At 37.7% G+C, this 18,997-nt stretch carries 18 protein-coding genes and 1 riboswitch; of the genes, 7 read left to right on the forward strand and 11 right to left on the reverse strand.

The features are described from left to right. The first annotated feature begins 22 nt into the window (after positions 1-22). Both ABMA72_RS06060 and rlmN (ABMA72_RS06065) read left to right on the forward strand, forming a co-directional pair. A complete protein-coding gene (locus tag ABMA72_RS06060; protein ID WP_393056520.1) occupies positions 23-382 on the forward strand; it encodes a hypothetical protein in 360 nt (119 codons plus the stop codon). Beyond that, positions 382-1,419, forward strand: a complete 1,038-nt coding sequence (gene rlmN / locus ABMA72_RS06065; RefSeq protein ID WP_393057074.1) for a 23S rRNA (adenine(2503)-C(2))-methyltransferase RlmN — start codon at positions 382-384, stop codon at positions 1,417-1,419. The genes ABMA72_RS06060 and rlmN (ABMA72_RS06065) overlap by 1 nt, the downstream gene beginning before the upstream one ends. On the opposite strand, the gene ABMA72_RS06070 is transcribed toward rlmN (ABMA72_RS06065), so the two are convergent. Next, on the reverse strand, positions 1,414-1,791 hold the full coding sequence (locus tag ABMA72_RS06070; RefSeq protein ID WP_392857074.1) for a thiol-disulfide oxidoreductase DCC family protein: 378 nt from the start codon (positions 1,789-1,791) through the stop codon (positions 1,414-1,416). The genes rlmN (ABMA72_RS06065) and ABMA72_RS06070 overlap by 6 nt on opposite strands. Positions 1,792-1,913: 122 nt before the next feature. Between ABMA72_RS06070 and ABMA72_RS06075 the strand changes: the two genes are divergently transcribed. Further along, a complete protein-coding gene (locus ABMA72_RS06075) occupies positions 1,914-3,167 on the forward strand; it encodes a hypothetical protein (protein ID WP_392857076.1) in 1,254 nt (417 codons plus the stop codon). 51 nt (positions 3,168-3,218) lie between these two features. On the opposite strand, the gene ABMA72_RS06080 is transcribed toward ABMA72_RS06075, so the two are convergent. Continuing rightward, the gene (locus ABMA72_RS06080; protein WP_392857079.1) at positions 3,219-3,992 is read right to left on the reverse strand and encodes a dienelactone hydrolase family protein; all 774 of its coding nucleotides are present in this window, start codon (positions 3,990-3,992) and stop codon (positions 3,219-3,221) included. Positions 3,993-4,043: 51 nt separating this feature from the next. On the opposite strand from ABMA72_RS06080, the gene rlmN (ABMA72_RS06085) reads away from it, so the two are divergent. Beyond that, on the forward strand, positions 4,044-5,090 hold the full coding sequence (gene rlmN, locus ABMA72_RS06085; RefSeq protein WP_392857081.1) for a 23S rRNA (adenine(2503)-C(2))-methyltransferase RlmN: 1,047 nt from the start codon (positions 4,044-4,046) through the stop codon (positions 5,088-5,090). Here the strand turns inward: rlmN (ABMA72_RS06085) and ABMA72_RS06090 are convergent. The 8 genes from ABMA72_RS06090 to ABMA72_RS06125 all read right to left on the reverse strand — a co-directional run bounded on the left by ABMA72_RS06090 (position 5,068) and on the right by ABMA72_RS06125 (position 14,604). Further along, positions 5,068-6,468: an efflux transporter outer membrane subunit gene (locus ABMA72_RS06090; protein ID WP_392857083.1), complete on the reverse strand. Its 1,401-nt coding sequence runs from the start codon at positions 6,466-6,468 to the stop codon at positions 5,068-5,070. The two genes, rlmN (ABMA72_RS06085) and ABMA72_RS06090, sit on opposite strands and share 23 nt — an antisense overlap. Continuing rightward, on the reverse strand, positions 6,461-9,616 hold the full coding sequence (locus ABMA72_RS06095) for an efflux RND transporter permease subunit (RefSeq protein ID WP_393056522.1): 3,156 nt from the start codon (positions 9,614-9,616) through the stop codon (positions 6,461-6,463). Before ABMA72_RS06095 ends, ABMA72_RS06090 begins: the two co-directional genes overlap by 8 nt. Before the next feature lie 10 nt (positions 9,617-9,626). Then, the gene (locus tag ABMA72_RS06100) at positions 9,627-10,760 is read right to left on the reverse strand and encodes an efflux RND transporter periplasmic adaptor subunit (RefSeq protein WP_393056524.1); all 1,134 of its coding nucleotides are present in this window, start codon (positions 10,758-10,760) and stop codon (positions 9,627-9,629) included. An 82-nt stretch (positions 10,761-10,842) separates the two neighbouring features. Then, positions 10,843-11,685: a LysR family transcriptional regulator gene (locus ABMA72_RS06105; protein WP_392857088.1), complete on the reverse strand. Its 843-nt coding sequence runs from the start codon at positions 11,683-11,685 to the stop codon at positions 10,843-10,845. A gap of 7 nt (positions 11,686-11,692) precedes the next feature. Next, complete coding sequence (locus tag ABMA72_RS06110) at positions 11,693-12,727, reverse strand: ATP-grasp domain-containing protein (RefSeq protein WP_392857091.1); 1,035 nt, start codon at positions 12,725-12,727, stop codon at positions 11,693-11,695. Further along, a complete protein-coding gene (locus ABMA72_RS06115) occupies positions 12,724-13,731 on the reverse strand; it encodes a putative zinc-binding metallopeptidase (protein WP_393056526.1) in 1,008 nt (335 codons plus the stop codon). Before ABMA72_RS06115 ends, ABMA72_RS06110 begins: the two co-directional genes overlap by 4 nt. A gap of 85 nt (positions 13,732-13,816) precedes the next feature. Then, positions 13,817-14,128: a winged helix-turn-helix domain-containing protein gene (locus tag ABMA72_RS06120; RefSeq protein ID WP_392857095.1), complete on the reverse strand. Its 312-nt coding sequence runs from the start codon at positions 14,126-14,128 to the stop codon at positions 13,817-13,819. A gap of 149 nt (positions 14,129-14,277) precedes the next feature. Continuing rightward, the gene (locus ABMA72_RS06125) at positions 14,278-14,604 is read right to left on the reverse strand and encodes a winged helix-turn-helix domain-containing protein (protein ID WP_392857097.1); all 327 of its coding nucleotides are present in this window, start codon (positions 14,602-14,604) and stop codon (positions 14,278-14,280) included. 132 nt (positions 14,605-14,736) lie between these two features. Here ABMA72_RS06125 and ABMA72_RS06130 point away from each other — a divergent pair, with 132 nt between their 5' ends. The 3 genes from ABMA72_RS06130 to ABMA72_RS06140 all read left to right on the forward strand — a co-directional run bounded on the left by ABMA72_RS06130 (position 14,737) and on the right by ABMA72_RS06140 (position 17,857). Further along, entirely contained in the window at positions 14,737-15,321 is a 585-nt protein-coding gene (locus ABMA72_RS06130; RefSeq protein WP_393056527.1) for a hypothetical protein, read from the forward strand. Between the two features lie 102 nt (positions 15,322-15,423). Continuing rightward, positions 15,424-15,930, forward strand: coding sequence for a hypothetical protein (locus ABMA72_RS06135; protein ID WP_392857099.1), 507 nt, complete (start codon positions 15,424-15,426; stop codon positions 15,928-15,930). A 25-nt stretch (positions 15,931-15,955) separates the two neighbouring features. Beyond that, positions 15,956-16,091: riboswitch (cobalamin riboswitch) on the forward strand. Beyond that, positions 16,082-17,857 (forward strand): TonB-dependent receptor plug domain-containing protein, encoded by a 1,776-nt coding sequence (locus tag ABMA72_RS06140; RefSeq protein ID WP_393056529.1) that lies wholly within the window; start codon positions 16,082-16,084, stop codon positions 17,855-17,857. Its footprint overlaps the riboswitch before it by 10 nt. On the opposite strand, the gene ABMA72_RS06145 is transcribed toward ABMA72_RS06140, so the two are convergent. Then, positions 17,839-18,993 (reverse strand): MFS transporter, encoded by a 1,155-nt coding sequence (locus tag ABMA72_RS06145; protein WP_392857103.1) that lies wholly within the window; start codon positions 18,991-18,993, stop codon positions 17,839-17,841. The two genes, ABMA72_RS06140 and ABMA72_RS06145, sit on opposite strands and share 19 nt — an antisense overlap. Positions 18,994-18,997: the final 4 nt, after the last annotated feature.

An 18,997-nucleotide genomic window follows, 5' to 3' on the forward strand; every position in this document is an offset into this window, starting at 1 on the left:
GAGCAAAGAAAAGGATGTTGAAATGGAAAAATTTATTGATCAAATTATCAAGAATTTAAGTGCCAATGGCTTCCCAGAAAAGAAAGTATCTCTTCCTACTGAAAAGATGTATGAAGTTGCAGATAATAAAGGTCTAAGCCTTAATAAAGTTCTCGAAGAACTAAGAGAAAAGAAAATGATCGACAGTGAAATTGGTCCTGAGAAGATCGTTTTTACAATGCAAAAATTTGAAAACCAGCAAGACATGTATGCTAAGGCACAAGAGATGATGTCTCAAATGTCTCCAGAGGAGCTACAGAAGATGCAAGAGATGGTACAGAATATGTCTCCAGAGCAGCGTGAGCAAATGATGGAGCAAGCAAAGAAAATGGGGATGATCTAATAGAATCATTCTTTTCTACCCCACTTTCAAGTCTTGAAGACTTTATCATTGGGCATGGATTTACAAGAGTCCATGCCCAGACAATCTATACCCAAGTTTATAAGCATGGGGCAGTATCCTTTAAGGAAATTACTGGCCTACCTCAAAAGCTCTACTCTCTCTTAGAAGAAAAGTACTGTTTTGATTTTCTTGAAATTGCCAAGACCCAAGAATCAGTTGATGACAAGACTGTTAAGCTTTTATTCAAACTAAGTGATGAACGAACAGTGGAAACAGTATGTGTTCCCTTTCAAAAGAAATATACCCTATGCCTATCCTCTCAAGTTGGATGTGCCATGAAGTGTTCATTCTGTTTTACAGGAACACAGGGGTTAACACGTTCGCTAGAGAAGAAAGAAATTATTCTGCAATATATGCAAGCCTATGCCTATATCAAAGAAAAGTTTGAAGGCCATCAGGCGGCTCCTAATATTGTCTTTATGGGACAAGGTGAGCCTCTACATAATATCGATAATGTAGCGGATGCCATTGAAATCCTAAAGACAAAAGAAGGCATGGGATTAGGCCCAAGACAGATCACACTATCAACGGCCGGTTATTTACCAGGTATCAAGAGATTCAGTGAACTAGGGAATGTTAACTTTGCCCTCAGCTTCCACTCTCCATTTAATGAAGAAAGAAATGAGCTCATACCACTCAATAAGGCCTACCCTATTGCAGAGTTAATAAATGAGCTTAAGACGATCAAATTAATGAAGCGCCAGTTTCTAACTTTTGAATACTTAATTATTCGCGACTTAAATCATACAAGAAAACATGTGGAAGAGATTGGTCGACTATTAAAAGGAATGCCCGTTATTTTTAATCTCATTCCTTTTAATGAATTTCCAGGCGCTCCTTATAAGAGACCAGAGATGGCGGCCGTCGAAGAGTTTAAGAAGGGCCTCATCGAACTTGGCTTTCACGCCATGATTCGCACAACTAAGGGCGATGACATACTAGCGGCTTGTGGCCAGTTAACATCACAAGATTCATAGAAAGCGACTTGCTAAATCCTTATCAGGAATCGGACAAGTCTCTAACTTCTTACCAAGTCGGTAACGATTTTCTGCAACGACTTCATAGAGCCAATTTCTTAGTGGCCTAGGTATTATTTTAAAGACTTTAAAATAGCAATGACCTAACTCCACCATTACCGCAATGGCCGCATCTGACTTCGTTGAAATCTCACCATTTTGATAGAAAACCACTGTTGAGAGATTCTTAACAAAATCTTGTTGAAGATAATCCAGCGCTTTTGGGTCCTGTAGATGACAGAATTTAACCTTCTTCTTGCGATCGATTCGATAAATAATCTTGACGAGGCCATTACATATTAAGCACTTACCGTCGATAAAGATAATATTCATACTCTCCATTCTACACCATCTGGGAAATTGTAAAAATTATATTTGCTGAGTTAGAACTACATTGTTCATATTTATTATGCTAGATTTTGCCAACTTTTACCCTATTATCGAGAGAGCAATCTATGAAGAAAATTCTACTTCTTGGTGTTAGTGCCATTACCCTTTTAAACCTAACTTCATGTGGGAACCGTTCAAGTATTTATGAGGACAAGGGACCAACTATTAATAGCCAAGGGCTAAAGGGTGACGCTGTTGCATCAGAAGTTGCAGGAGCTAATTTCGTATGTGACCGCTTCTCAAAAAATGGTTGTATCGACCAAGTGTTAATGATGGGTAAACTGAATCGTGGAAAGCTTCAAACATGTGCGGCCTTCTTTGTTGGCGATAACCTAATTGCAACAGCTAAGAAATGTCTTCCAAGTAGACAAAAAGATCAATCATACTCAGACTGGCTAGATTCAGCTTGTTCAGAAGTTGCTTTCAAAGACCTTAAAGGCTTTACATATACTTGTTCTTCAATTGAAAACCAAAAATATTCAGAAATAGTTCTTGTTTCAACAAAGCAGAAATCAAAAGTTGGATTTCTTGAAACAACTAACCAAGGTATCAACTTCGGTGGAGAAAATAAGATTTTTGAACTTACAAGTTTCAAAAGAGGATTTGAAGTTAACTACGCTGTTTCTGAAGGGAAATACACAAGAGCAAAGAAGAAGTGTAACGGTCTAACAGATTCACTACTAACAACAATTAACGGATCAAAAGATTCAAAGAACTTTGTTCTTTCAAACTGTGCTATCGACTGGAACTCAACAGGTTCTCCTGTCCTAGTTGATGGAAAAGTAGCAGGTATGCTTCACGGTAAAATTGAAGGTGATGCAGACTTTGGAACAAAAGTAAGTGACAGAGATGGAGTTGCACTTGCAGAAAATTTTGCATGTCAGACTAAGTTCTATGCAGAAACTCCAGCGGCATGTGATCTACATAAACTTGGGGATAAAATTAGCAGCTTAAAAAATACTCTAAAAAGTACCCTTGTTAATAATGGGACTGCTTTTGATACTGTTACTCAAGATATTACAATCTTTAGAAAAGATTCAAATCTAATGGTTCTAGCAACTGAAAAAGCAACGACTTGTGCTACAGAAGGAGAAAAAGGAAGTTTCCAAGCTTGTAAGGTAAACTTACCACTTAAGAACAAATTTCTTTCAACTCTTGATCTTGCAAATGTCGCTCTTGATTGTGACAACGCTGTGACAACAAATTGGAAAACAATCAAAGTTGATGAGAAGCTTACAAGACAGTTTAGCTTTGAAGATTATACGCTAGATGGATACCATGCAGATAGATTTTGGGTAGAAGTTCCAGCTTGTGAATAAGTAGTAAAAAGAAAAAAATATAAAGGCCGCTCAATGAGTGGCCTTTTTTATTTAAAGTGTATTCTGTAGAAACTCTCTCATTAAATCCCAAGACTCTTTATCTGCCTTTTCATTATAGGCCAAAGGAAGATTAAATTTCTTTCCATTCTCAGTCGCCTTTGGATTTGTGAAGGCATGAGTTGCACCAGGTAGATTCACAAACCTCATTGGTAGTTGTGATCTTCTAATAACCTTCTTAAAATTGGTAATATCATCTTTTGTTACAAGTGGATCGTCGGCACCATTAATGACTAAAAGCTTTGCTTTTGAGTTCTTCGTCACTTGTTTTATACCTGATAAAGACCCGTGGAATGAAACCACTCCTTTTAGGTCAGCTCCTTGAGTCGCATTAAAAAGAACAACGGCCCCTCCAAAGCAGTATCCAATAGCACCAATGCGTTCAGCATCGACACTTGGCTGTTCTTTTAAAAGATCCACGGCCTTATTGAATTTTGCTTTAAGAAGTGTTGGGTTCTTAAAGGCCTCAGATGAAAACTTCATAGCATCTTTTGGGTGGTTTGCCGTCTTTCCATCTCCATACATATCAAGGGCAATAGCATTGTAGCCAAGAGCTGCAAGCTGGTCTGCACGCTTTCTCGCATAATCATTATGTCCCCACCATTCGTGAACAACGACAACGCCTGGCTTCTTATTATCCTCGTCGCCAGTAAGGGCCATATAGCCTCGATAACTCTTATCCCCTACTTTGTAGTCAACATCCTTCGTTGTCACAGATGAACAGCTTGCAAAGCCCATCACCATCAAAATTGGCAGTAAAATTCTCATTTTTCCTCCTAAAATATTGACTGCCACAACGCAATCAGATAATTATGCATTATGACAAAAACAAGCCTATATAATTTAACTTTAGAAAGTTTCCCATATGATGAAGCAAAAATCATGGGAAAGTGGGTCTATAAAAAGTTAAATTTTAATCCTGACACTTGGGAGAATGCCCCACGTGTTGTCAGAGAAAAGGCAAAGGAATATGACTTATCGCTACTTAAGATTCTTTGGCAGGGCCTTTCCAAAGATGGTACGCGAAAATTTCTCCTTGGTTTAGATGATAAGAACTCAATAGAGGCCGTACTTATTGAAAGCGAGAATGATAAGCGCCTAAGATCGACTCTGTGTATTTCCTCACAAGTCGGCTGTGCCATTGGTTGTACTTTTTGTCATACGGCCACACAGGGACTAACAAGACACCTAGAAACATCAGAAATCGTCGGACAGTACCTAACTGTCTCTAAGTGGATGCAAGAGAATGTCGATCCGAAGTATCAGATTTCAAATATCGTCTTTATGGGTCAAGGTGAACCCCTTCATAACTTTGAAAATGTTAAGAAGGCCTGCTACCTTTTAACAGACCCACTTGGAATCGCTCTTAGTAAGCACAAGGTTACGATTTCCACTTCAGGACTTGTCCCAAAGATCAAGCAATGGGAAGAGTTACCTGACGTCAATGTGGCCATCTCTCTTCATGCTATTAGAAATAATCTACGCTCGGAGCTGATGCCAATTAATAAGCGCTACCAAGTTGATGACCTTCTTGAGGCCCTAAGATCAATTCCAGTTAAGAATTCTCGACGAATTATGTATGAGTATCTCTTAATAAAAGACCTTAATGATACTCAAGAAGATATTGATGGGCTTATTGAAAACCTTCCTAAGAAGGAATCAAAGATTAATATTATTCCTTTTAATGAATACCCAGAAAGTAAGTTTAAGCGCCCAAGCGATGAACATATTGAATGGTTTCAAAGATCTCTACAAGCAGCAGGACTTACTTGTACCGTTAGAGAGACAAAAGGTGATGATATCTTAGCAGCTTGTGGCCAATTAAAAACACAATACGAAAAACTTAATTTGCCTTCTCAGAAGTAGTTTCTTCTTTAAGCTCCCAGCCTCCTCCGAGTGCCTTATAGAGATTTACATAAGCGATGAGATTATCTTGCTTTATACTTATATAATTAAGTTCACTTTCAAAAAGCGCTCTTTCACTGTCAAGTACCTCAAGGAAACTAGTCACACCATTATTATAACGATTTAAAGAAATCTTCTTAGCTTCCCTAAGGGCCAATACCTGCTCTCTGAAGTTAATGGATTCACGATTAATCGTATTAACTGCAACAAGAGAATCTTCGACATCTCGAAATGCCCCTAGAACTATTTGTTTATAAGAGTAGAGTAATTGTTTGTACTGTGCTTTTTCCACATCAATCAAATCAAGATTTCGTCCCCACTGAAACAGAGGCCCAACTAAATTCGCTCCTAGGTTCCATATAAATTCGCCGCTAAAAGGATTAAAGCTACTATCTGAATTTCCAGCAACACCTGTTAAGCTAATGGTTGGAAAGAGATTGGCCTCGGCCACTCCTATTTCTGCATTTTGGGCCCTAAGACTTGCTTCGGCCTGGGCAACGTCTGGCCTTCTTCTAAGTACATCAGAGGGGATTCCGATAGGAATATCAGGCACCATCATGGCCTGTGTTATGTCTTGGGTTACTTTTATCTTAAGCTTACCTGGATTATGGCCAAGTAGAATACGAATAAGATTTTCACTGGCAATAATCGCCCTTTCAAATCGAGGGACTGATGCTTTTGCAAAAGATAATTGTGCCTGGGCCTGATTTAAGTCAAACTTAGAAACAGTTCCATTGTAGAATCGTGCCTTAACAATTCGATAGGACTCTTCCCTTGTATCGACTGTTGCCTTAGCTATTTTTAAAGAAACCTTATTCTTTAATAATTGAAAATATGCTGTAGCAATAGCAGCACTTACTTGTAGTCGAACTGAATCATAAGCATACGTAGTGGAAAGTAGCTGGCCACGGGCCGCTTCGTTAGCATTTCTAAGCTTTCCCCAAAAATCGATTTCCCACTGAACGGAAGCAGCAAGAAATGATGACTCAACAGAGTCTGGGAATACTGCTCCTTGAGAATAATTGCCCTTTTGGAAATTACCTTGATAATTGAATAAAGGATATAAATCCTTCTTTTTAAATCCATAAAAAGCTGCCGCTTCTTCTATTCTGGCCAATGCAATCTTAATATCAAAATTTTGCTTTAATCCAATAGCGACTAATTTTGACAATTGTTTATCATTAAAGACCTCCCACCACTGTTCATTCATTTGAATATCTTTCTTATTATTATCGTAGCGATACTTAGAGGGAGCTGGCATATCAGGACGTTTATACTCAGGGCCAACAGCGCAACCAAATAAAACCAGTAAGAATAAAGAAAGAGATACTCTATTCACTATCCTTCTCCTTCTTCTCATAACCAAATAACTTGCCAATAAAGACGAAGAGCATAGGATAGAGGAAGATTCCAATAACAGTAGCAATGGTCATACCTCCTAACAGAGACATTCCCATTACTTTTCGAGATTCCGAACCTGTCCCGGTAGCAAAGACCAGAGGTAGAACCCCTAAGATAAAAGAGACGGCCGTCATAAGAATTGGCCTTAAGCGCTGCTTGGCCGAATCCATTGCTGAATCAAATAAGCTCATCCCTTCTTCTCTAAAATTTATATTAGCAAATTCAACAATGAGAATTGCATTCTTTGCGGCCATTGCTATAAGCATAACGAGGGATACTTGCATAAAGACATTATTTTCATAGGTATTGCTAAAAAGACGGGCCAGATAAACAAAGAGCATTGCTCCAAAAATCGCAAAAGGTGTGCCGAGTAGAATACTTAGAGGTAGAGACCAGCTTTCATATTGGGCAGACAAAATGAGGTAGACAAAAATTAGAGCAAAAACAAATACAATTGCACCTGAGCCTTGTGATCTCTTTTCTTGAAAAGACATATTTGACCACTCATAGCCCATCCCTTCATCTAGTGTTTGGCGTGCAACTTCCTCCATAACCTTAAGGGCTTGGGCCGAAGAGTAACCAGCAGCAGGACTGCCAGTGATTTCGATCGAGCGGTATAGATTGTAGCGAGTGATATAATCTGGCCCACTGCTTTCTTTAACTGTCACGATTGAAGAGAGAGGGATTTTGTCTCCACTCCTATTGACGACATAGAAAGTTGAAAGTTTTGATCCATCGAGACGATATTGTGGCTCGGCCTGGATATAGGCCTTATACAATTTACCAAATCGATTGAAGTCATTAACATAAGAGCCACCTAGAAAGGCCGAAAGAGTCACATAGATATCATTTAAGCGAATCCCCATTTTCAGTGCCTTTTCACGATTAATTTCAATTAATTTCTGTGGAACAGATGCCTTAAATGTCGTAAAGACCTGTGATAATTCTGGTCTCTTATTAGCAGCGGCAATAAGCTTTTGGGCATTTGAATATAACTTTTCAACAGATGTCCCTAAGCGGTCTTGAAGCATGAAGGTGAAACCCGAACCGTTACCAAGGCCAGGAATAGCAGGAGGACTAAGGGCAAAGATTTGAGCTTGTGGAAACTTTGTAAAGAAGACTCCATTTGCTTTTCTAACGGCCATATTCAGATCCACGCTTCGCTCACTCCAGTCTTTTAGTTGGGCAATAACAAAAGCTGAATTAGTTGACTTTGCACCGGATAAAATAGAGAAGCCCACAACAGAGGTCACAAATTGGATTTCTTCAAATTTCATCAAAGTGTCTTCAACTTTTGAAACCACTGCATCGGTTCTTTGCAGTGAGGACGCCTCTGGAAGTTGAACATTGATAAAGTAATAGCCCATATCTTCAACTGCAATAAAGCCCGCCGGTAGGTACTTCCCAATAACTGCGATACAGCCAGTAAGAATCAAGATAAATAAGAATCCCCTCTTTGTTCTTCGTGCAAAGACTTCAGTTAAGTTCATATAACTTTTTGATGAGCGATCAAATGCCTTATTAAAAAGATGAAAAAAACCGCCCAGAATACCTGAGTACTCCTTTTTCTCTTTTAATAAAAGAACACAAAGAGCAGGTGACAAAGTCAAGGCATTAACAGAGGAAATACAAACAGAGACAGCGATTGTGATTGCAAATTGCTGATATAATAATCCAGTAATACCGGCCATTCCAGCAACAGGAACAAAGACGGCCACAAGAACAAGGGTTGTGGCCATAACCGCACCAGTTACTTTTCTTATGGCCTCAGTCGTTGCTGTCTTCACGTCCATTCCATTTTCAATATTTACTTGTACAGCTTCAACCACAACAATGGCGTCATCGACAACAATTCCAATGGCCAAAACCAGGCCCAATAGTGACAAAGTATTTATTGAAAACCCTAAAAAAGGAAAGAAGATAAAAGCCCCAATAAGAGATATCGGTATCGCAATCGTCGGGATCAAGGATGCACGCCAGTCTTGAATAAAAATAAAGACGACAAAGATAACAAGAAGAAGAGCGACAACTAAAGTAATGACAATTTCTTTAATACCCGCCGTAATCGGTAGAGTTGAATCATATGAAACTTGATAGGACATCCCAGGAGGAAACTTCTTGCTTAATTCATGAATCGTCTTTTTCACGTCGTTAGCTAATTCAACACCATTGGCGCCAGGGGCCTGATAAATCGCCACAAGAGCAGATGGATCAGCATTGACACGAGCGAATGCTTCATAATTTTCGACACCTAGTTCAATACGGGCCACATCACTTAAAAAAACCTGTGAACCATTCTCATTTGTGCGAACAACAATTTCTCCAAACTCTTCTGGGGTCTGCAATCGATCTTGCATCTTTACACTATAGGTAAAGTCGGTTCCTTTCGGAGCTGGCTCAGCACCAAATTTTCCTCCGGGGACAATCACATTTTGCTCTCTAACAGCATTTAAAATCTCTGGAACAGTGAGGCCGTACTTTGCAAGTAACTCAGGTCTTATCCAAAATCGCATTGAATAATCACTAGAGCCGAGCATATCAACCCTACCGATTCCCTTAAGCCTTGCTAAGACATCTTTGATGTTGAGAATTCCATAATTTGAAAGAAACTCTCGAGAATAACGATTATTCTCACTTGTAAGCGTGATAAACATGAGCATTGTTGGAAGAGACTTTCTAGTATTCACCCCTAGCCTCTTTACTTCTTCGGGAAGTTTGGCGGTAGCAGAAGCAACACGATTTTGGGTAAAAACTGTATTCATATCTGGATCAGACCCAACTTCAAATGATGTTGAAATATTAATCGTTCCATCATTTGCATTAGTGGATTTCATATATAGCATATTATCAACACCGTTAATTTCCTGTTCTAATGGCGAAGCAACAGAACTTTCCATATTCATTGCATTTGCACCAGTGTAGGCCGTCGTAACAGAGACCACTGGAGGTGTGATATTGGGATATTGTTCAGTGGCCAAGTCAAGAATAGAGATTCCACCAAGAATGAGGGTAAAGAGAGAGATGACAAATGCAAAAATTGGTCGCCTAACAAAGAAGATATGCTTTTTATCATCATTATGATTCATAAGGTCTATCCTAATTTTGCTTAAATTTAACGGAAGCCTGCATAGGAGCAACAAGCATTCCGTCTCTTACCTTTTGAAGTCCTTCATAAACAATGGTATCCCCCTCATCGAGCCCATTTACGATGATCCAAAAACCATTTATTTTTCGTCCAACAGTTACATTTTTAATTTGAACTTTATTTTTCTTATCCACGACAGCAACTTGATAGATTCCCTGTAACTCCGTTACACACCTTTGTGGAACAAGAATTGCTTCATCTGACGTTGCTACTTTTGCACGTACGGTAGCAAATAGACCCGGCCTTAAGATTCCCTCAGGGTTTGGAAATGTTGATTGAATAAGAATTGTTCCAGTTGAAGGGTCCACATTACGATCAAGAAAATCAATTTTACCTTTATGAGGATACTCAACACCATTTGCTAAGATAAGTGTTAATTCAATATTTCTTGTACTCTGTGCACTGGCCTTATCTCGTCTAAGATGAATTACATCCAGATAAGTATTTTCAGAAATAAAAAATTCAACACGTACATTTTCAAGAGATGAAACAGTATTTAGATCACTATTATTTGGGTTACTTCCAACCAGATCTCCGACCTTAAAACGGGTTTTACCAATAACACCCTTAATTGGAGAATAAACTTTTGTGTAACCAAGACGAACCTTAACTGATTCAAGATTTGCTTCTTCGGCCTTTAGTGCTGATTTCGCAGCATTATAACTTGCGATGGCAGCATCGAGATCGGATCTTGCAACGGCATTCTGCTGGGCAAGTGGACGAATTCTTCTTAGGTCATTTCTTGTTTTAACAACCTGGCTCTGTGCCTTTGCAACTCGTCCCATCTGCTCCTGAACAGCGGCCTGATAGCTATCGGACTCAATTTCATAAAGAAGCTGATCCTTTTCCACAAACATACCTTCACGAAACCTTAAGGATCTTATATACCCCTCAATACGAGCACGAATAATAATATCCTTCTCACCATAAACTTGTCCGACAAAATTATTATAGAGAGATACTGTTTCAGGTTTAACAAGATAAACTTCAACCGTTGGAGGAGAAAAGCTCACCCTATCCTTCTGACATGAAGTCAGAATACTAAAGATGAAAAGAATTAATAATAATGTAAATGAATTGCTCACTTGATACCTCTTTTGGTTTCAAGTGAGCCTATCGATTATCTATGACTTTTTTTAAAGAGAGATTTGGATAAGAAATTCTTAATTAGATTAAAGAGTCTTTTACAATCTCTAAGATATCCTTAACTAATAAAGAATTCTTCTTCTCGACACGATAAACCAATGAGATTTGATCTTTAACAATTGGAGAATCATTTATAGGAACAAGGTTCTTATAATTAGAGGCCACTCGGCTTGGAAGAAGACCTATGCCTACTCCTTCGTGTGTAAGTTTTGCGATAACTTCCAAATTATCACTTTCAATATGTCCATCAATAAAGATTGAGTCATCTTTTAACTTTCTAAGTAAGTCCTGACTTTGTGCCAATTGAGGATTATATATTAACTTATTATTCTTTCTCTTTGGACGAGCTGATTCAAATAACTTAACTTCATCAACTCCCATTTCATTAATAATTAAATCAGGATGTTTAATTGGATTAACGACAATACCAAAATCAACTTCAAAATTGATTACTTTACCAGCAATGACACGAGAAGAGTCATGAATGAGATTGAAATTTAAGCGTGGAAATTTCTCATAAATTAAAGGTAGTACATTTGGGAGAGAGTAAATTGCAACAGAAGGGTGAATTCCTACTTTAAATTCACCAACAATATCTCCCCCCTCTTGATTAAAGATATTCTTAGCATCTTGCCAGTCTTGTAAAAGCTTATTGGCACGATGATGAAACTCTTCTCCAAACTTTGTATGTTCAATACCACTTTTTAGACGAATAAAAACAGGGGCCCCTAATTCTTCCTCTAGTCGCTTTATTGAATAACTTAGGGCCGGCTGAGTTAAGCCTAGCTGCTCAGAAGCTCGCGTTACATTCTTTAACTCTGAAACCACAATAAAATTTCTCAAATCATCTAATTTTAATGACATCTCACACCTACTTTATAATTTCATTAATGAGTTTCTGATAATCCATTCCAGCTAGCTTTGCGGCCATAGCAAACTCGTCTTTACTGGCCACATTAGGATTCGGATTGGCTTCAATAATATAAGGCTCTCCCTCCGGACAAACTCTTAAGTCAAGACGAGCATATCCCGTCAGTTCCAAAACTTTATAAGTTCTCTTACATATTTTTATAATTTTATCTTCTAACTCTTTCGTAATTTTCGCCAGGCCAGTTTCGATCCCTTTTTCTTGACGATATTTCATGCTCCACTTTGCTTTTTCTGAGTAGAGCTGGGCCAGTGGATTTTCTATATTATTAAAAGAGAGTTCCAAAACCGGCAGGACTTTCAACCTCTTTGTTCCCATAACTCCAACAAAGAATTCACGTCCTTCAATAAATTCCTCAACGATCACATCTTCATCGTACTTATCCATGAGATAAATAATTCTTTCAATTGCCTTCTCCGGTGTTTTAACGATTGAAGCAGAACTAATTCCCAGTGAAGCATCTTGATAAAGACATTTTACAATAAGTGGAAATTTTAATTTCTTCGATATCTTCGTCACCTTGGCCTTAGATCGACTTGTAAAAACCTGAAAGCCTGGAGTTTTAATTCGGTGATAAGAGAGAAGTTTCTTTGCAAGGGCCTTATCTCTAGCAATCATCAATCCTCGTGGATTTGCCCCTGTGTATTTAACTTTTAGTAATTCTAAATATGAAACAACATTTTGATCTAATAGGACCTTGCCATCAAATTCTTCTAAAAGATTGAAAACAATATGTGGCCTGAATTCATCAATGGCCACTCTTAATGGCAGAAGGTCTGAATAGACACCGACAACTTTAACCTCATGACCAAGCTCATTAAGTGTTGATATAACATTGTATTCCGTTATCCACGGCTTAAATTCAAACTCTTCTTTTTGCTTATCTTCTTTAGAAATATTCTCAGGCGGGATGAGGTCCGAATGAACAAGAACTAAGACCTTTTTCTTTCTTTTATTGCTTCTTACTTTTTGGCTCACATGACTATCCTGTCACGCCCCTCTTTAAAATATTTATCAGCATGTGATAGAACAATTTCCTGTACAGTTTGAGGGCCGTACTTTTCTGGAATCATAAGCTTCTTCTTATTTGAAATATCTTCCAGATCATTTACAACAGATTCTATTTTATATTGATATTCTTTTGTCAGCAAGGAGATATCCCTAACCAGATCCCTTCTTAAGCTACCTATGAGCTTGTCGAGTTCAACACCGCTAGTCTCATTCTGGCTAAGATATTGTTGAATATGCTGGACACTTCGTCGTGCCTGCGAACTCTTACGAAGTTTTCTTCTTTTTTGGAGTAGATACTCTCTTACAGTTAATTCGCTTTCATCGATACTATCGATTTCTTTATAGCAAATAACATTAGGTTTCTTATTGCTTAATGATTTCATCAACTGATCAACATATTTTAATTTTCTAAGTGCTGGCCAATTTTCATAAACACGCTTCCAATTTGAACGCGGTGTAAGCCATACTGAGAATGTCTCAGCAAAGTCTTCTTCAGGGTGCGCTTGCGCGTAATTGTCCTCTAGATGATAGACATACTTTTTAGAGAACTTCTTTGGCCCATATGAAGAAGGATAAGATTTATCGTGATCACCAAATATGGTTTTACGATTATTTTCGTCTTTTAGAAAATAGGCATTATCCATAACGTGGCCACACTCATGTCTCATGAGTTTCATAAACCAGTCATGACCTTCACCTTCGCAAACTCCAGTGAATTCTTTTTCTAACTCGATTAGTTTTGGATGCATTAATGAGAAAGGAATAGCAATTCCAGAAATTGCTTCAGGACAGAACCACTCATCACTTAGCCAAACCTTTGGTCTTACAAGTAGCTTCTTAGCGTCTAATTCACGTACTAGCTGATCAAGGCAAGGAGCAAACTTGCTTTTTTCAAAGCAAATATCCAGCTCCCACAATTGAGCATTGAGAATGTCTTCACGACACGCATGTTCCAAATCTAATTTAATCATATCAATCTCTTCAAGGTAGAGGCGATTATAGCTCTAACTGAAAGAAATTAAAGAGATAATGAGGACCTATGAATTATTTATCGACTCATAAGTCGTTAATGCAAACCTGGCCATTGCGATTGATCTTGATCTTGAAATCAACACCTTTAATTTTTGCACGGATATGGGATAAGTGAGTATTGATTGTCTTATTTGTAACGACAACTGGGCCCCACGTCCCTAGTACTAACTCCTCAAGAGTGTAGATACGTCTTTGGCTAGAAATTAAAAAGTTTAGAACTTTAAATTCCGTCTTTGTTAATGAGATTTCCTCTTCATTGACAAAAACCGCCTGCGTGTTGGTGTTGATTCGCAAATTACGAAATCCAATCCACTCATTTTGAAAAATAAATGACATTTTTTTCTCTCCTCCCCCCTTAATTAACTAGATTAAGTGGAAGTAAGATATTTCTCAAGTCGTAAAATCAATAAGTTACGAATCTTATCGCCGCTAACAAAAATAAGTTTATTTAGGCTAACAATTACGGTTATTTGACGCTTTTTTCTTTAGAGGTCGTGCAAACATATCTGATTATTGCGATTAATACGTATTCTAAAGTCAACGCCTTTTGTTTTATGTCTTAAGTGAGTCAGGTGAGTATTGACAGTTTTATTTGCCACTTCTACATCACCCCAAATATATTCAACTAGTTGCTCGCGTGGGTAGATCCTTTTTCCACCATTTAGCAGAAAGTAGAGAATTTTATACTCTGTCTTAGTTAATTCGACCTTGCGCTCATCAACAAATGCGACTCGCTTTTCTGGATCGAGAGATAAGTTTCGAAAGCTTAGCTGCTTTTCTACTTGGGCCTTGTCATTATCAAAAGCGTGCATAATTATTCTCCTCTAAAGCTATACTTGAGAGAAGTTTATTCCATTGAACAAGTCCATGTTTTTGAGGTAAAAAAAGACACGTAAAGAATATTCAGTTATTAATTATTATTAATCAAAAGATAAGAGTTATTCATGAAAAATAAGAAGGCACTCTTTTGGAGTGGAGGCTTAAGCTCTCTAAATTGCTTAAAACATTTAATAAAAGATGGTTGTCCAAAGAGTGAAATCGTTCTCATTACTCTACTTTCAAAAGAGGGGAACGAAGTTGGTTATACCGGAATCCCTGAGGAGATCATTTCCCTTCAGGCCAGATATATGGGAATGAAGCTCGTTAGATTGTATAACGATGAAATGAGTAACAAGGTCATAAAGAAACTAAGTGAACAAGGTTATGAGTTCTATAGTGGCCAAAGAAATGAAGAATTCACAAAACAATCAGTTTTAGCAGATATCAATATTAATACTCCTTTTATGGGCCTTGCTTATACAAAATTCCTCGAAGACCAAAACAATCGTACCATACTTACAAGTGTCGATCGTGAAGACCATCAACGCTTCCTAGGAAAAGAGCTTAAGGATATTGATATAGACTTTAATGAGATGGATATTGATACATTTGTTATCTTTGATCCCCTTATACGTATTCGAATTCCATTTTCAAAAAATATCATTGTGGAAAGGGATAATCATTTTATCTGTAAAATAAGAAATGTCTGATGCCATAGCATCAACGTGAACTTTGAGGTTTCTTTAACATTAACTCCATACTTGCTTGCCCCTTCGACAATATAATCATTAGTGATCATATTTGGAGGTTGTATGAAGAATAAAAAGAAATTCTTATTTGTAGGTGCGCGAATTCTCATGGGTGCGACCTTACTCTTGGCCGGTGTCACCCCAGGACTTGGCCTACTCACGGAATCTCAATTTACACCAGAAGCTTTGGCCTTTATCAATTCCCTTCAGGATACAGGTTATCTTTACTACATGATTAAAGCTCTTGAAATTGTCCTTGGAACGATGTTCTTACTTAATCTCTTCGTTCCACTGACGGCCGTAATAACCGCTCCCCTAGTTATTAATATTTTGTTCTTTGAGCTCTTTCTTTGTAACTCGTATCTGATTGCACCAATTATCCTTATTGTGTGTGAGTTTATGGTTTACCGCGAGCACCGTAAGTTATTTAATTGGCTCTTTAAGTATCAAGTCCACACTCATACAAATGATCTCGATGCACCTGATATGATCATTCTCTCAGACCTAAAGGAGAAAGACCCTAAAATGTACAAGAGTGTCGTCGATTCGCAGTACTACCACAATATTTAAGACTTAATTCCATTGGGCCTATTATCTGTTTATTGACAGATAATGGGCTTCTTGTAACTATCTTTGCTAGTAAATACAGCACAAAAGGTGAACTCTGTGAAATTCAGAGACTGTCCCGCAACGGTTAGAGTCCGAGCCCTTCAATATTTCTATGTCTCGGAGGAAGATCATAAAAACACTATTTTATTACGCCACTGCATTTTTACCATTAACATCAATTGCACAAATTACCATTAAGGCCACAAAGCTTGAAACGAGTTCAGAACGAGTAACGAGTGCCGTCACTGTTATCACTCGTGAAGAAATTGAAAATACTGATGCCACAACATTACAACAGCTACTACAAAGTAAAGCGAGCATCTTTATTGGACAGTCTGGCCAAATCGGAGCGGCTTCAAGTTTACGACTTCGCGGTTTACCGACAGGTTTTTCAAAGGTTCTCATTGATAATATCGAGCTTACAGATCCAACTGATATCAATAACTCGTATCAAATTAACCACATCAACTTGGATAATATTGAAAGTATAGAGATCCTAAAAGGTAGTCAGTCAATTCTATACGGCTCTAATGCAATTGGTGGTGTTTTAAAAATCAATACAAAAAAAGGTATTAAGAGCTCAAGAGTTAGTGCAGAGTATGGGAGTTATAACACAGCAAAGGTTGCGGCCCAGACGAGCGGACACATGGAAAGGTTAAGTTACGGATTTAACTTTTCTTACTTACATTCTGATGGATACTCTTCAGTTAATGAAGATAGGCTAACTAATGCAGAGGCTGATTCTTATAAGAACCTTAGCTTCTCTTTGAATACAAGCTACCTCATTAATAACCAACTTGAATTAAACTACCAAGCACAATTTATCGACTCAGAAATTGAAATTGATGGATTCAATTTTGCACCTCCATTTAATCCAATCGATGTCGCCGACAATGATTTAAATAAGTACAATCAATACAATAACTTCCTTAGTCTTAACTATAATAGTGCAGATGAAAGGTTTACTCTTACTCCTAGTATTAGGTACTCAACAATAAGAAGAGAAGACCCTCAGGGCTTCACTCCTCTATTTCGTGGGGAAGAAACAGATTTAAAGCTTGATGCTACTTATGAGTTTTCAAAGAATTTAAATTCTTTCTATGGTGTTCAATACCTTAAGCAAGATGACCTGACTCTTGGTAACTATAGTGAATTATTCTCACTCTATACAACATTCAATTATGCATATAAAGATTGGTTTTCAGATATAGGACTGCGTTTCGACAAATTCTCAACATTTAATTTAAATACCATTGCAAGCTTTGGTCTTGGTTATAACTTCACAAGAGAACTCTCCCTTAAAGGTCATTTATCAAGTGGATATAAACTTCCAACGCTTTATCAAATCGCTAATCAACTTGAAATGCTTGACCCGACTGATAGTATTAATAGTGAACTAACTCTTTCGTATAAGAAGATTACTTATCAAGCAGAACTTACGATATTCAACTACGACCTAAAAAATCAAATCGATTACGATACGATTAATATGGGCTACTTAAATATTACAAAGTCACAAATTCAAGGAATCGAGTTTAATTTCAACAAAGAATTTCAAAACTCATTTAGCATTGCAACCTCAGTAACAATTCAGAAGGCCACAAATAAAATAACCGACTCAGACCTTGCAAGAACACCAGAAGCACTGGCAAGCCTAGAGCTTGGCTATCAAATTAATGATAACCAGAGTATTTCAAATTGGTGGCAATACGTAGGAAAACGAGAGGACTTTGGAAGCATGCCTTCTTATGTGATTGGTAATATCAACTACGAATATCAAAACTTAAATTTCAAAATAATAAATATTCTCGATAAGGATTATGAGAATATTCGCTACTACGGGACAATGGCCCGTAGTTACTTCCTAGGCTACAAGCTCGACTTCTGATGATATTTCTTTACCATTGCAATTGCGATGGTAAAGAAAATTATTGATCCAATATTTAAGAAATAAAAGAAGTTAATCGCATTCTTTGCACCGTAGTTGTCTGCGATGGCACCAAATATAAAGTGCATAATCGCGATACTGACACCGATATAGCTCATCGTTTGAGCAAGAACGACATGGTTCTTCTTTGGAAAACTATTTGAAACCCAATCAACGATGACAGGAAAACAAAAGGACATAAATAAAGCGGTCATCGGATAAAATATATGATGAAATTGTCCTAAGCTAAAACAAATGAGGCTTGTTACCAGTGAAATATAAATCAAGCGATTCGACGATAACTTAATATTTAAGAAAGCAAACCCTAATCTCCCCAACATTAAGAATAGAAAGAAATAAGATAAGTAATTATTAGCGACAATATCTGAATACTCATGGGCCTCCACCAAATAGAATTTTAATCGCGACGAAAGCATAATTTCAGAAGCAACATAGAACCCCGCAAATAGGCCAATCATAAGATTCATAAAGAAAGCATTAGGCATTGATCCATGATTTTCTTTTATTTCTTCATGGTGTGTATCATCCACAAAGAAAGAATAGATAAAAACTAAAGCACATGGAATGAGTAAGAACTTAAAGAAGTGAATCCAATCTGAATTTAAAAAGTAAAATAGAGAAAGAATTTGAGGGGCCATTAATGAGGCCACTCCGTAGACACCATGAAGTCCTGATAAGTAGCGCCTCTTATGCTCGGCCGGCGCTCCATTATCAACCATGAAATTCATTGTAATTCCAGTAATCCCAAAGCCAAATCCGGCCCAGGCTCCGAAGAATAAACTCAAGTCAAAGTTGAGAAAGTCTCCACCAAGTCCAATTCCAAACGTCCCTATTCCCATCATGACCATGGCCATGCGAGTTGCCTTAACCGGGCCAAAACTTGGTAGCCAAAAAGACGTTGTCAGGTAAGCAATGAAAGAAGTGATCGACATCAAGGAAAAGATTAACGATCCCTTATCTGGTCTGATTTGAAAATATTGTAAAAGCTCAGGATAGACACTTCCGCGTCCATTATCAATAAGACTTAACGCCACAAGTGACAGATACCCTAGCGAGACATAACCAAAATTTTTCAAATCA

The organism is Halobacteriovorax sp. CON-3, from assembly GCF_043196995.1.
In the GTDB taxonomy this organism is placed as follows: domain Bacteria; phylum Bdellovibrionota; class Bacteriovoracia; order Bacteriovoracales; family Bacteriovoracaceae; genus Halobacteriovorax_A.